This window comes from Mesorhizobium sp. M0633, from assembly GCF_040320645.1.
Lineage (GTDB): Bacteria > Pseudomonadota > Alphaproteobacteria > Rhizobiales > Rhizobiaceae > Mesorhizobium.
The window spans coordinates 163,617-175,453 of the sequence record NZ_JAMYQC010000013.1 but is presented as its reverse complement, the minus strand read 5'-3'; the positions used below and the strand labels follow the sequence as shown (position 1 = coordinate 175,453).

Below are 11,837 nucleotides of genomic sequence, written 5' to 3'. Positions count from 1 at the left end.
CTCTCCGTGCGTGAGGATCGGCTCGGCCCATCCGAGCAACCCTCGTCTTTTAATCGCACGAAAGGGCGGGCCACCGTTCTCCGCCTCGGAACATGACGTCTAGATCAATTCCTCGCCGCGCACCTGTGCAGTTTTGCACAAGCATGCCCGGAAATTGCAAATCGCCTGAATTTGACGTCCGCGCGAGAATAGGCCTGATCCAATTCAGGGAAACGATCGATGGATATCGAAGGTTTGCGAACGATGGTGGCGCGGCACGCGACGTCGGCCAATGCGTTGGTGGCGCTCGGTTTGGCGATGGAGGCGCGTATTTCCGGCACGCCACTCGAGGGCAGTGTGGCCCGGCGCATAGGGGCCGTGCTTGCCGAACTCGGCGCCTCCGACGTCGTGGCAAGTGCTGGCGTCATCGAACTTACGCCGGTGCTGGCCAGCATCCGGGTCGACCTGCTTTCAGGTGGCAAGCTGCTGTCGCGCTCCTCCGAAAGCGTCGAGGCCCTGGAAGCCCGTTTACGCCAGGCCTTCGGCGACGTTTCATCTGGCTTCCCGGCGTTGCTGAAGCGGCTGATCGCGCCACAACTGGCCGGTTTGCTGGAGAGGCTCGCCGCACCGGGCGCAGCCTTCCTGGATATCGGCGTCGGCGTCGGCGCCCTGTCGGTGTCCATGCTGCGGCAATGGCCCGGCCTGAAGGCGGTCGGTGTCGATCCCCTGCCTGAAGCCATCGCGCAGGCCGCTGCCAACGTCAGGGCAGCCGGGCTCGAACATCGCATCGAACTGCGCACCGGGCTGGGCCAGGATATCGCGGACACGGCCGCGTTCGACCTTGTTTTCGTACCAAGCGCCTTCATCCCCGAGCCGGATGTCAGGGCCATCGTCAAGCGCAGCCACGCCGCGTTGCGGCCCGGCGGCTGGCTGCTGCTGGCAATGGTCAATCCTGGACCGGATGCACTGGGAGACGCCCTCGCCCGCTTCCGCACCACAATGTGGGGCGGCACGGTCTTTGAAAAGGGCGCAGCCCAGGACCTGATCGATCAGAGCGGCTATGCCGACAGCCGGTTGCTGCCCGGCCCGACCGGGGCGCCTGTCGCCTTCGTCGCCGGGCGTAAGCCGGGCTAACGGTTTCCAGGAGCGGACAATGAAACTGCTGATCTTTGGTGCTTCCGGTGCGACCGGCCGTGTGCTTGTCTCGGAGGCATTGGCAAAGGGCCATGCGGTGACCGCCTTCGTCCGCACGCCGGGCAAGCTTGCCATCAGCCACGAAAATCTGAAGGTGATCGTCGGAAATGTCGCCGATCGGGAGGCGGTCGAACGCGCCGTTGTCGGGAATGATGCGGTTTTCAGCTGTCTTGGGGTGGGCGTGCCGCTGAAACGCGATCCGGCCGTCGTTGCCGGCATCGGCTTCATCGTCGCGGCGATGCAGCAGGCCGGCCCCGAACGGCTCATCTATCTTTCATTCCTTGGAGTTCGCGACAGCCGGCGGCAACTAGGCGCCCTGTTGGGCAACATCATCGCGCCATTGGTGCTGCGCCATGAGGTGGCGGACCACGAAGTGAAGGAAAGCCTGATCGTTCAATCCAATCTCGACTGGACCATCGTGCGGCCCCCCAAGCTGAGCAATGGGGCGGCAACGGGTGAATTTCGCCACGGCAATGGCATCCGGTCGGCGTCGTTGCTGCCGACACTGGCGCGGGCCGACGTAGCGGCGTTCATGCTCGCCCAGCTCGACGACACCACCTACTCGCGCAGGGCAGCCAACATCCTGCGCTGACGTCTCGCGGGAGCCGTCCTCCCCTCGACGAACCGCCCGTTATGTCTTCATCGTCCTTATCTTCATCGTCCTTATCTTCATCGCCCTTATCTTCATCGCCCCTATCTTCATCGCCCTTGTAGGCAGCACCAAAATGGACGAATAGTCTTGAAAGGCGCGCCTCCCTGAAATTGCCGGCATGCGGTTTCTCAGTTGGCGGCATCGCCGCAGCCGGATCCTGGAATGGCCAGTCCTTTGGAACCACGCAAGAGAAGAGGTTCGGTCGCCGCAAGGCTGCTGGCGGTGGATGCGTGGATCGATTCCTCGGTCTACGAAATCGGCTTCAGGGCGCGCCAGTTCTGGGAGGCGGCGACCATCTTCTCGCGGCGTTTCCGCGTCGGCGGCTGGCGCCGCGGCCTGATCGAACTGGTGAGTGAAGGCTTTACGCTCGGTGCCGGCGGCATCGTCGTCCTTTTGGCGCTAGCCTTGCCGGCCTTCCAGATAACCGCCGGCGACTGGCGCACGCAAGGCGACTTCGCCGTCACCTTCCTCGACCGCTACGGCAACGAGATCGGCCAGCGCGGCATCATCCAGCGCGATTCGGTGCCGGTCGACGAGATGCCCGACCATGTCATCAAGGCGGTGCTGGCGACCGAAGACCGCCGTTTCTTCGACCATTACGGCATCGATGTGCTCGGCCTGTCGCGCGCCATATTCGAGAACGTACGGGCCAATTCCGTCGTCCAGGGTGGCTCGAGCATCACCCAGCAGCTGGCCAAGAACCTGTTCCTGACCAATGAGCGGACGTTCGAGCGCAAGATCAAGGAAGCGTTCCTGTCGCTGTGGCTCGAAGCCAATCTGTCGAAGAAGGAAATCCTGCAGCTTTACCTCGACCGCGCCTATATGGGCGGCGGCACCTTCGGCATCGAGGCGGCAGCCGATTTCTATTTCGGCAAGAGCGTCAAGGACCTGAACCTTGCCGAGGCGGCGATGCTGGCCGGCCTGTTCAAGGCGCCGACCAAATATGCGCCGCACATAAACCTGCCCGCCGCCCGGGCGCGGGCCAACGTGGTGCTGTCCAATCTGGTCGATTCCGGCTTCATGACCGAAGGCCAGGTGCTGCAAGCAAGGCTGCACCCGGCCGAAATCGTCGACCGCGGCGAGCAGAAGAGCCCCGACTATTACCTCGACTGGGCCTTCGACGAGGTCAAGAAGATCGCCGCCAAAGGCGGCCCGCACTCGCTTGTCGCCCACACCACCTTCGATGCCAACATCCAGAAGGCGGCCGAAGAATCGATGGAGTTCCACCTCCGCCAGTTCGGCAAGGAATACAACGTCACCGAGGGCGCCATCGTCGTCATCGAGACCAATGGCGCGGTCAGGGCGATCGTCGGCGGCCGCGACTACGGCGCCAGCCAGTTCAACCGCGCCACCAAGGCGCTTCGCCAGACCGGCTCCTCGTTCAAGCCCTATGTCTATGCGACGGCGATGGAGCATGGCTTCACGCCGGATTCGGTGGTTTCCGGCGGACCCATCTCCTGGGGCAGTTGGTCGCCCCACAATTACAATGGCGGGTCGGCCGGCAACGTCACGCTGATCACGGCGATGGCCAAATCGATCAATACGGTGCCGGTGCGGCTGGCCAAGGATTATCTCGGCATCAAGCCGATCAAGGCGATGGCCGAGGCGATGGGCGTCGAGTCGCCGCTTGAATCGCACAAGACCATGGTGCTCGGCACGTCGGGCATGACCGTGATGGACCAGGCGACGGGTTACAGCGTGTTTGCCCAGAACGGCTTTGCCGGAACCCGGCACGGCGTCAGCCAACTCTTCACCCGTACCGGCGAGGTGGTCTACGACTTCGCCAAGGATGCGCCGCCGCCGCATCGGGTGCTGTCGGAGCTGGCGCTCAAATACATGAACACCATGCTGGCGGCGGTGCCGGTGATCGGCACGGCCCGGCGCGCAGCCCTTCCAAACATCGTCGTCGCCGGCAAGACCGGCACGACCCAGTCCTACCGCGATGCCTGGTTTGTCGGCTTTACCGGCAACTACACGGCCGCCGTCTGGCTCGGTAATGACGACTTCACCGCGACCAACAAGATGACCGGCGGCACGCTGCCGGCCATGGTGTGGCAGCGCCTGATGCTCTATGCGCACCAGAATATCGACCTCAGACCGATCCCCGGCCTCGATCACCCCTTCGTCGATGCCGAAATCGCCGCCAAGGCCAAGGAAGCGGAAAAGAAGAACGCCGAACAGGCAGCTGCCGATGCCGCCGCCGAGCGTCCGCCGGTGCTGTCCAGCCGGACCACCCAGACCCTGAAGGAACTGACCAGGCTGTTCCAGGCGGCACCCGTGCTCGACGCGCCCGCTGCGCCGGAGACCCTGTCGGCGCTGTGACGGCCAATTGCGCGGGGCCGCTTGCCACAAGGCCCTGCGCCGCGATATCCCCGAGCGGCAATCTTTCATTCCCGGCCTTCGGTTCCCTGCCTCCTCATGCTCAAGAACGCCTTCCTGACACTGCTTTCGCTTGCCATCGCCGTCGTCGGCGGTGGCGGCAGCGTCTGGTATGCACTGAAGCTGCAGGATGGCGTCGGCGCCATCAGGATCGGCCAATGGACCGCCTTCCCCGATATCGGCACGCCGACGGCAGATCCCTATTCGAAGGCCCGCGTGGCTCGCGAAGGCGTGCTGGCGCTCGGACAGGCGGAAGGACTGTCCTTCATCGCCGAGCGCGATTCCGGCGGCGAACAGCTCAAGCGGCAATGTGCCTACAAGATTGCGGGCGGCTTTCCCACCGCCCGGTTCTGGACGCTTTATGCCGCCGACCAGTCGCTTGGCGTGGTCGAGACCGGCAAGCCGAGGCCGGCTGCGCTGCAGTCCTATCAAGTGCTGCGCCAGGCCGACAATTCGGTGGTCATTTCCGTCGGCAGCCGCCCTGCGCCCGGCAACTGGCTGCTGACCAGCGGCGCCGGCAAGATGTACTTGGTGCTCACGTTCTACGACACGCCGATCGCCAGCAGCACCGGTCTCTCGGACGTCATGCTGCCGCAGATCCAGAAGGTCGGCTGCAATGCGTAGCCTGCTGCATGCCGTGCTGCTCGGCCTGCTCGGCGCCGGCATCGTGCACATCATCGTGCTGCTGCTCGTCCCCGAGTTCTCCGAACGCGACGCCTGGTCGCGATTGGCCATGGCTTCGGATCTCTACAAGATGACCAGGCTCGACGCGGAAGCCGGCGGCGCGCCGGTGGTGAAATCGGTCGATCCGCTGTTTTATGCGGCGGCATGCCGCTTCGACCTTGCCGAGGGGATGGTGCGGGTCAAGGCGCCGGGCAAGGTGCCATTCTGGTCGATATCGGTCTATGACCGCGGCGGCCACAACATCTACTCGTTCAACGACCACAGCGCGACCGCAGGCATGCTCGACACCGTTGTGCTGACGCCGGCCCAGATGATCGAGGTCCGCAAGGATCTTCCCGAGGAACTGCAAGGGGCCATCTTCGTCGAGGCGCCGATAGAGGAAGGCGTATTCGTCATCCGTTCGTTCGTGCCCGACGACAGCTGGAAGCCGATCGTCTCGCGGTTTCTCGAACAGAGTTCCTGCGAACTGCAGGATTTTTAAGCCGGTTCCGATGCTCAGTGATGCGGTACCGGCAATGTTCCCGAAGGTCCCGGCTTGTCGGGGCCGGCCGGCCGCGTTTCGCCCGTCAGCGGCCGCTGCTCGTAGCGCACCCCGGGAAAGATGATCACTGCCGCCGGCGCGGCTTGTTGTGCTCGATTGGTTGCCGCCGTTCGCGGCACGAAAGACAGTACCATGCCCATGGTTCGCGTATTCCTCTCGGTTGCCCCGGAGCACAACGCAACGCCTCCATAGTCGATTAAGAAGGCAGTAGGTTAACGGAGCGCTAACGGATCGCCGCTAAATTGATCTTTGTTCTTGGGAAACGCGAAACCGGTACAGCCCGGCAGAGCGCTGTCCAGATCGTGTCGAGTGTCGGGCGTATCCTTCGTGTCAGCTTCGGATTTCAGGCAAATCGCAGCAGGAGCTGAATCGGGAAAGGCCGAAAGGCTGTTTCGCGCCGCGGTATCGGCGTTCTGCTCGCTCACCCGCCCTTCGCGCCGGGAAATCGCGCAGCTCGAAGACCTGACGCTGCCGCTGTTCGAGAATGTCTCGGTCGAATCGCGCCGCTACGTCGCGGCAGCCCTTTCCGAATGCGAATATGCGCCCGCCGCGCTGGTGCGGCGGCTTTGCCAGGAGCGGGTCGATATCGCCGCGCCGCTGCTCATCCGCTCGCGCGCCCTCAGCGACGTCGACCTGATCGCGCTGATCGGACGTCACGGCCTGCCGCATGCCCGTGCCATTGCCCGCCGCAAGGATCTCAATCAAACGATCGCGGATCTCATCAAAGTGCTCGAAAGGCCGACGCTGGTGCGGTCGCAGCAGCAGCCGGAAACAACCGCCAAAGCCGCGTCCGAAAACGCCGAAGTGGTTGCGGGCGAGGTCAACAGGCAAGAGGCTTCCGATGTCGCCGAAACTGTACGGCGGCGGTTGCGATCCATGATGCGCGAGAGCTGCACCGCCATCGGTCCGTTCGTCGCGCCGCAAACCTACGTCAAGCTGCGCGAGACCGCGCTGACCGGCAATGCGGCATTCTTCCAGACAGCGCTCGCCGATGCGCTCGAAGTCGATTTTTCAACGGCGCGGACGCTCACCGCGAGCCACAATTACACACCGCTTCTGGCCGCCTTGCGCGCGCTCGACCTCAGCGAAGACAAGGCGTTCCTGATCACGGCCGCCATCTATCCGACCGAGTTTCCGCACCCGCAGGCGATCCGCATCTTCCTCGACCGCTACCGCCTGCTGCACCGCGACGCGGCGTTGGACAGGCTCCGCGGCTGGAAGGCCGACACCGTGTCGAAAATCGTTCGCAAGCCCGGGCGCGTCGCCGCAAACGCCGACCTGCGCAAGCCGAACAGCGCCGATATGACCGCCAGCCCAAAGGCGCGTCGCATCTGAGGCTTGCCGTTACGACGCCTTGACCGAGATAAGCTCCTCGACGGGAATGGCGCCCGCCTCGATCTCGACCACCCAGATATCCGGATCGAATCTCTTCTCGCGCTCCAGCCGCGCGTCGAAGATGGCGGCATCGTCGCCTTCGCCAAGCAGGCTGAAAAAACGGTCGTCCGGCCTGGCTGAATCGTAACTCGTCTGCGGCGCCGGCCCGAATAGCGCTATCCCCCCCAGCCTGCCCCGCGCCAGCACGAAAACCGCGCCGGCTTCCGTCGCGCCGCGCTTGACCACGGCGGCAAAGCCGCCGGCGCTGAAAACCCGGCGCAACAGCGCCGACACCCACAGATCGGTGGTTACCCGCATGGAGAAGTCCTGGACATGCGGCGGTCCTTACAGCATTGGCCGGAAGACCGTAACCGGTCTTTGCCAGGCGATCGGCGAGCGGCCGTTTCGACCCTTAGTTGGTCAGGCCGATCTCGCGCATCTTGACGTAGACGATCTCGTCGGGCTCGCCGGTCTCGGGCAGGCCGAACAGCGCCTGGAATTCCTTGATCGCGGCCTTGGTGCGTGCGCCGACGACGCCGTCCAATTGCATGTCGTCATTGCCGAACGCCTTCAGTCCGGCCTGGATCTTGACGATGCGGGGATCCGGCGCCGTCGCATTTGCCGGTGCGGACACCGGAATGGCGGCTGGAACAGCGGCCGTTTCGACCGGCCGCGGCACCGGATGCGGCACCACGGCCGCGGTCTTTGGCGTGGCGCCCAGTTGATCCAGCAGGACGCTGTCGATCTCGCCGGAGGCATTCAATCCGACCTTCTGCTGATAGGCCTGGATGGCCTTGCGCGTATTCGGTCCGGGAATCCCGTCAACGGTGCCGGCATAGAAATCGAGATCCTTCAATATGCCCTGGACCTGCTCGACGACCGGGTCGCTCTTGATCGGCGCAGCGGCCGGACGCACGATATTGATGGTAGTTTCGGGCTCGTCGCTGTCCGCCCGCGGAAAGCGCTCGATACTCCTGGTGGCGAAAAACGCGCCGGCATGCGGAAAAGGCTGGTACCAAAGCGCGTTCGCCGAGACGTAGAACAGCGTCACCAGGAACGCGGTGGAGCCGCCGACCACAACAGGATTGCGCGAGATCAGGCTGCCCAGCGCCATCGCTCCGTGCTCGAAGGCATTGCCGCGGCGTTTGACCGCCCTAGGCTGTTTTGCGGAGCGACCCATTGCTCTCCCCTTTGCCACCGTCCGCCTTGGCTTTGACTGCGGACATCGGCACCACGCCGGTCTTCTCCTTCGAACGGCCTGTCGGCCCGTTCACGGGAAGGCTGATCGTCACCGTAGTGCCCTCGCCCGGCATGCTTTCGATCGACATTGTGCCCTCGTGCAGCGCCACCAGCCCCTTCACCAGCGAGAGCCCGAGGCCTGTGCCTTCGAAACGGCGGGTATAGTCGTTCTGGATCTGCATGAACGGCTTGCCGAGATTGACGAAGTCTTCCTCGGCGATGCCGATGCCGGTGTCCCGGACCCAGAAATGCAGCCGCGAGCCGATGCGCTTGGCGCCGATGACGACATTGCCGCCTTCGGGCGTGAACTTGATCGCGTTGGAGACGAGATTGATCAGGATCTGCTGCACGGCGCGACGGTCGGCATTTATTTCGCCTGCGTCCGGCGCGATCTGGGCCTGCAGATCGATGGCCTTTGCCTCGGCTTGCAGGCGCATCATCGATTGGCACATCTCGACCGCTTCGCGGAAGCGGAACGGTTCCGGTTCGGTCGCGTAGGCGCCCGATTCGATCCGCGATACGTCGAGTATCGAGGTGACGACGGCAAGCAGGTGCTGGCCCGAATCCCTGACCAGCCCGACATATTCCTTCTGGCGCGGATCCTTGAAGCTGCCGAACATCTCGTGCAGCAACATGTCGGAAAAGCCGATGATGGCATTGAGCGGAGTGCGCAGCTCGTGGCTGACGACGGCAAGGAAGCGTCCTTTCGCCACCTCGGCGGAGGCAGCCGCCTCATTGGCTGCGGCAAGCTCCTGGCGCAGTCCGGCCAGTTCGTCGTTTTCGCGCAGAAGAAGCGTGAAGACAGTCTCCTGCCCCGGCGCGCGCATCATCTCGAGCGAGAACGGCCGGTAATTGTCGGCCGTCACGCCGCTGCTCTGCGGCAACCGTACGCGAAGGTCGAGCCGGGTCGACAGGGCGCCATCGCGCATATCGGCCAGCGCACTGAGATACGGGACGCGGTCGGACAGATGGATGCGATCGAAAAGTCCGGTGCCGAAAAGCAGCTCCGGTGGCAGCCGCAGCATAGTGCGTGCCTTAGCCGAGACGTCCAGAACCTCGCCATGCGCCGCGATTCGCAGCACGACGGCGTCGATGAGGTCTTCGAGCCGGTGGCTGCCGGCCGGATCGAGCTGTGCGTTGGCGGCGCCGCGAAGCGGAGCGATACGCGGAATGAGCGTGAGTGCCCAGGCCAGTGGTACCAGCCAGTGCCATGCGGCGATTTCGGTCTGGTCGAGCGGCAAGACGGAACCGGCTAAAGGCTGCAGCAAGACTGCGACAAAGGCCGATATGGCGCCCCAGATCACGGCACGGCGCGACTGGCCGATCCACCACGCTTCAAACGGCAGCGCTACCGCGAGCAAGGCAACCGGCGAGGCCACACCACCGGCGGCAGCGATAAGGGCACCCAGGGCAACGCTGCCGACGACCAAGGCGAGTTGGCCGGCCAGGGTCATCTTGCCCGAGGCAGCCACCAGCAGGGCGGCGAACCAGCAAAGGCCGAACGCCGCAAAGATGGCAGCCACAGTCACGGCCGCGCCCATGCCCGACGTGACCAGCGTCACCGCTGCACCCGCGCTGAAGAAAGGAGCCGCCAGCATGGCGCCAATGAACCGGCTGTGGCGGCAACGATCGCTCTGGCCGAGCACGGACGGATGAACCATCCGTTCGCAACCGGCGGCTATCGCGCCCGGCAACTCGGCGTATCTGGCCTTGATCGCACTCAACTCAACGCACCCGGTCGTGAACGGCCCTGCTTTGCAGGCGGCTTTTGTCGATCCAAAACTCGCATCCAGCGTTTAAGGAATGGATAAGGCTGGGCCGATCGTCCCCCGGCAGGCTGCAAATATCGGGATACCGGCGGGGAAAAACCGGGGCAATTGCCGCCATAGTAAACGGAGCGTTATCCACACCGCCCGCGCCTGCACCTACGACCGATGGCATCAAACTGTCGCCGATTAAGAAAATGATAATGAAAAACAATAGGTTGGATGGTTATCAGTTGCTGAATAAAATCTGAGCCGTTCGAGGCAAATGAACTTCAAAACGCTTCGTTTCGAATCTACCTAAAATTTAAGGAAAACTGTTGCTTTCGGGACAAGCCGTCCTTTGCGCGTCTGTGTCAGTATCGCGGTACAAGGGTCGTGCGGTTCGGATGCATGACGTCATAAAGGACAGACAGATGGGCTTTCTGATAAGAGCTGCTTTCTGGTTTTCGCTGGTGCTTCTGGCGCTGCCGCTGGGTGTCGGCGCCGATGATGCGGGCCGCGAAAGCGTCGGGCCGCTCCAGGCGCTGTTTGCGGCGCGCGAAGCCGTCGGCGATATCGCCGGCATCTGCGAGCGCAAGCCGGACGTGTGCGAGACCGGCAAATCGGCAATGCACACCATCACCGCCCGGGCCAGGGAGACCGCCAAGATCGCGGCCGCCATGCTGGACGACAAGGCCGCTGAACCCGATACGGTGACGACCACCGGCAGCGTGTCCGAGGAAATCGTGTTGCCGGCGAAAGTCGATTTGCCGGCGAAAGTGCACTTGCCGGCGAAGAACTGAGACTGTTTCGGCCGAATTCATCGCTAAACCGCAAGGCTCTCGCTCTCGGCACCTGCGGCGTTTCTCCTCTTTTTCCGTGACGTGGCAGCGCCGGATGACTATATCCGGGGGAATGACGACGACGATCCAGACCATCCGCGACGACTTTTCCCTGCTCGACGAGTGGGAAGACCGCTATCGCTATGTGATTGAACTGGGTGAAGCGCTGTCGCCGTTTCCCGACGAGCAACGCATACAAGCCAACAAGGTGCCCGGCTGCGTCAGCCAGGTCTGGCTGACCACCGAGCAAGGCGGGGGTGTCGACCCCGTTATCACCTTCAAGGGCGATTCCGACGCGCATATCGTGCGCGGCCTGGTCGCCATCATGCTGGCGCTGTTTTCGGGACGGCCGGCCAGCGAAATCCAGAGGACCGACGCAGAGGCCACATTGAAGGCACTCGGACTTGACGAGCACCTGTCGCCGCAGCGCGCCAATGGTCTTCGCTCGATGGTCAAGCGCATCAAGCGTGACGCCGAGGCAGCGCTGAAGCAGACCGCCTGACCGGACGGCAATTGCCGGCGGCATGAAGAACTGGCGGCCTGAGCTTGGTCTCCCCACAATGCGAAAACGGCGCCTGTAGGCGCCGTTTGAGTATCAAACCGGAAGAGCCGCTTGTCAGCGTCCCTTGCGCTTGCGGCCGAGACCCATCTTCTTGGCGAGCTGCGAACGGGCGGCCGCGTAATTGGGCGCAACCATCGGATAGCTCGGGTCCAGGTTCCACTTTTCACGATACTGGTCGGGCGTCAGATCATAGTGGGTCATCAAGTGACGCTTGAGCGACTTGAACTTCTTGCCGTCTTCGAGACAGATGATGTAGTCGTCATGCACCGACCGCTTCGGATTTACCGCCGGCTTCTGCTTGTCGGCAGGCGGCTGCTCGGCGGCCCCGCCGACGCGCCCGAGAGCGGCATGGACATCGGCGATAAGGTTCGGCAGTTCGCCGACCGGTACGGGATTGTTGCTGACATAGGCAGCCACCACGTCGGCGGTGAGCTCGATCAGCGCGTCACTGTTTCTGGAAGGTGTTTCGGTAATATCCATGGCGTTCAGGCCCCAACGAGAATTGTTTCTGTTTGCGCCCGTTTCGATAGTTGGGCATCGCGCGAACTTGTGCAGGAAAAAGCCTCCGCGATTCGCGTCGCGGCATCTTAATGGGCCGGGCCGCCAAGTAAGTCAATTCGCTTCTTTCGGTCTATTCAGCGATACA

The 11,837-nt window shown here is 63.4% G+C and carries 13 protein-coding genes; 8 read left to right on the top strand and 5 right to left on the bottom strand.

Features of this window, described 5'->3' with window-relative positions; all coding sequences use genetic code 11:
• Positions 1-219 precede the first annotated feature (219 nt).
• From NKI47_RS16465 to NKI47_RS16445, 5 genes are all read left to right on the top strand, one after another.
• Positions 220-1,113 carry a class I SAM-dependent methyltransferase gene (locus NKI47_RS16465; protein ID WP_352591650.1) on the top strand — a complete coding sequence of 298 codons (894 nt, stop codon included), beginning with the start codon at positions 220-222 and terminating at the stop codon, positions 1,111-1,113.
• 19 nt (positions 1,114-1,132) lie between these two features.
• Positions 1,133-1,765, top strand: a complete 633-nt coding sequence (locus NKI47_RS16460) for an NAD(P)-dependent oxidoreductase (protein WP_352591648.1) — start codon at positions 1,133-1,135, stop codon at positions 1,763-1,765.
• Positions 1,766-1,987: 222 nt separating this feature from the next.
• Complete coding sequence (locus NKI47_RS16455; RefSeq protein WP_352591645.1) at positions 1,988-4,147, top strand: transglycosylase domain-containing protein; 2,160 nt, start codon at positions 1,988-1,990, stop codon at positions 4,145-4,147.
• A gap of 96 nt (positions 4,148-4,243) precedes the next feature.
• On the top strand, positions 4,244-4,828 hold the full coding sequence (locus NKI47_RS16450; protein WP_352591642.1) for a DUF1214 domain-containing protein: 585 nt from the start codon (positions 4,244-4,246) through the stop codon (positions 4,826-4,828).
• On the top strand, positions 4,821-5,369 hold the full coding sequence (locus tag NKI47_RS16445; protein WP_352471000.1) for a DUF1254 domain-containing protein: 549 nt from the start codon (positions 4,821-4,823) through the stop codon (positions 5,367-5,369). The genes NKI47_RS16450 and NKI47_RS16445 overlap by 8 nt, the downstream gene beginning before the upstream one ends.
• Before the next feature lie 14 nt (positions 5,370-5,383).
• Here the strand turns inward: NKI47_RS16445 and NKI47_RS16440 are convergent, their stop codons facing one another.
• A complete protein-coding gene (locus NKI47_RS16440; protein WP_023677835.1) occupies positions 5,384-5,569 on the bottom strand; it encodes a hypothetical protein in 186 nt (61 codons plus the stop codon).
• A 187-nt stretch (positions 5,570-5,756) separates the two neighbouring features.
• Here NKI47_RS16440 and NKI47_RS16435 point away from each other — a divergent pair, with 187 nt between their 5' ends.
• Positions 5,757-6,764, top strand: a complete 1,008-nt coding sequence (locus tag NKI47_RS16435; RefSeq protein WP_352591639.1) for a DUF2336 domain-containing protein — start codon at positions 5,757-5,759, stop codon at positions 6,762-6,764.
• Positions 6,765-6,773: 9 nt separating this feature from the next.
• Here the strand turns inward: NKI47_RS16435 and NKI47_RS16430 are convergent, their stop codons facing one another.
• The 3 genes from NKI47_RS16430 to NKI47_RS16420 form a co-directional block, all read right to left on the bottom strand.
• The gene (locus NKI47_RS16430; RefSeq protein ID WP_352591636.1) at positions 6,774-7,121 is read right to left on the bottom strand and encodes a DUF1491 family protein; all 348 of its coding nucleotides are present in this window, start codon (positions 7,119-7,121) and stop codon (positions 6,774-6,776) included.
• A gap of 94 nt (positions 7,122-7,215) precedes the next feature.
• Entirely contained in the window at positions 7,216-7,983 is a 768-nt protein-coding gene (locus tag NKI47_RS16425) for a peptidoglycan-binding domain-containing protein (protein WP_352591633.1), read from the bottom strand.
• On the bottom strand, positions 7,958-9,703 hold the full coding sequence (locus NKI47_RS16420) for an ATP-binding protein (protein ID WP_352591665.1): 1,746 nt from the start codon (positions 9,701-9,703) through the stop codon (positions 7,958-7,960). Before NKI47_RS16420 ends, NKI47_RS16425 begins: the two co-directional genes overlap by 26 nt.
• Positions 9,704-10,221: 518 nt before the next feature.
• Between NKI47_RS16420 and NKI47_RS16415 the strand changes: the two genes are divergently transcribed.
• Positions 10,222-10,590 (top strand): DUF5330 domain-containing protein, encoded by a 369-nt coding sequence (locus NKI47_RS16415; protein WP_023677842.1) that lies wholly within the window; start codon positions 10,222-10,224, stop codon positions 10,588-10,590.
• 112 nt (positions 10,591-10,702) lie between these two features.
• The gene (locus tag NKI47_RS16410; protein ID WP_352591662.1) at positions 10,703-11,131 is read left to right on the top strand and encodes a SufE family protein; all 429 of its coding nucleotides are present in this window, start codon (positions 10,703-10,705) and stop codon (positions 11,129-11,131) included.
• Between the two features lie 114 nt (positions 11,132-11,245).
• On the opposite strand, the gene NKI47_RS16405 is transcribed toward NKI47_RS16410, so the two are convergent.
• Complete coding sequence (locus tag NKI47_RS16405; RefSeq protein WP_023677844.1) at positions 11,246-11,671, bottom strand: Ros/MucR family transcriptional regulator; 426 nt, start codon at positions 11,669-11,671, stop codon at positions 11,246-11,248.
• Positions 11,672-11,837 lie beyond the last annotated feature (166 nt).

Coding starts and splice junctions, on each gene's coding strand:
- NKI47_RS16465 (WP_352591650.1), top strand. CDS start 220: ATGGATATCGAAGGTTTGCGAACGATGGTGGCGCGGCACGCGACGTCG.
- NKI47_RS16460 (WP_352591648.1), top strand. CDS start 1,133: ATGAAACTGCTGATCTTTGGTGCTTCCGGTGCGACCGGCCGTGTGCTT.
- NKI47_RS16455 (WP_352591645.1), top strand. CDS start 1,988: ATGGCCAGTCCTTTGGAACCACGCAAGAGAAGAGGTTCGGTCGCCGCA.
- NKI47_RS16450 (WP_352591642.1), top strand. CDS start 4,244: ATGCTCAAGAACGCCTTCCTGACACTGCTTTCGCTTGCCATCGCCGTC.
- NKI47_RS16445 (WP_352471000.1), top strand. CDS start 4,821: ATGCGTAGCCTGCTGCATGCCGTGCTGCTCGGCCTGCTCGGCGCCGGC.
- NKI47_RS16440 (WP_023677835.1), bottom strand. CDS start 5,569: ATGGGCATGGTACTGTCTTTCGTGCCGCGAACGGCGGCAACCAATCGA.
- NKI47_RS16430 (WP_352591636.1), bottom strand. CDS start 7,121: ATGCGGGTAACCACCGATCTGTGGGTGTCGGCGCTGTTGCGCCGGGTT.
- NKI47_RS16425 (WP_352591633.1), bottom strand. CDS start 7,983: ATGGGTCGCTCCGCAAAACAGCCTAGGGCGGTCAAACGCCGCGGCAAT.
- NKI47_RS16420 (WP_352591665.1), bottom strand. CDS start 9,703: ATGGTTCATCCGTCCGTGCTCGGCCAGAGCGATCGTTGCCGCCACAGC.
- NKI47_RS16415 (WP_023677842.1), top strand. CDS start 10,222: ATGGGCTTTCTGATAAGAGCTGCTTTCTGGTTTTCGCTGGTGCTTCTG.
- NKI47_RS16410 (WP_352591662.1), top strand. CDS start 10,703: ATGACGACGACGATCCAGACCATCCGCGACGACTTTTCCCTGCTCGAC.
- NKI47_RS16405 (WP_023677844.1), bottom strand. CDS start 11,671: ATGGATATTACCGAAACACCTTCCAGAAACAGTGACGCGCTGATCGAG.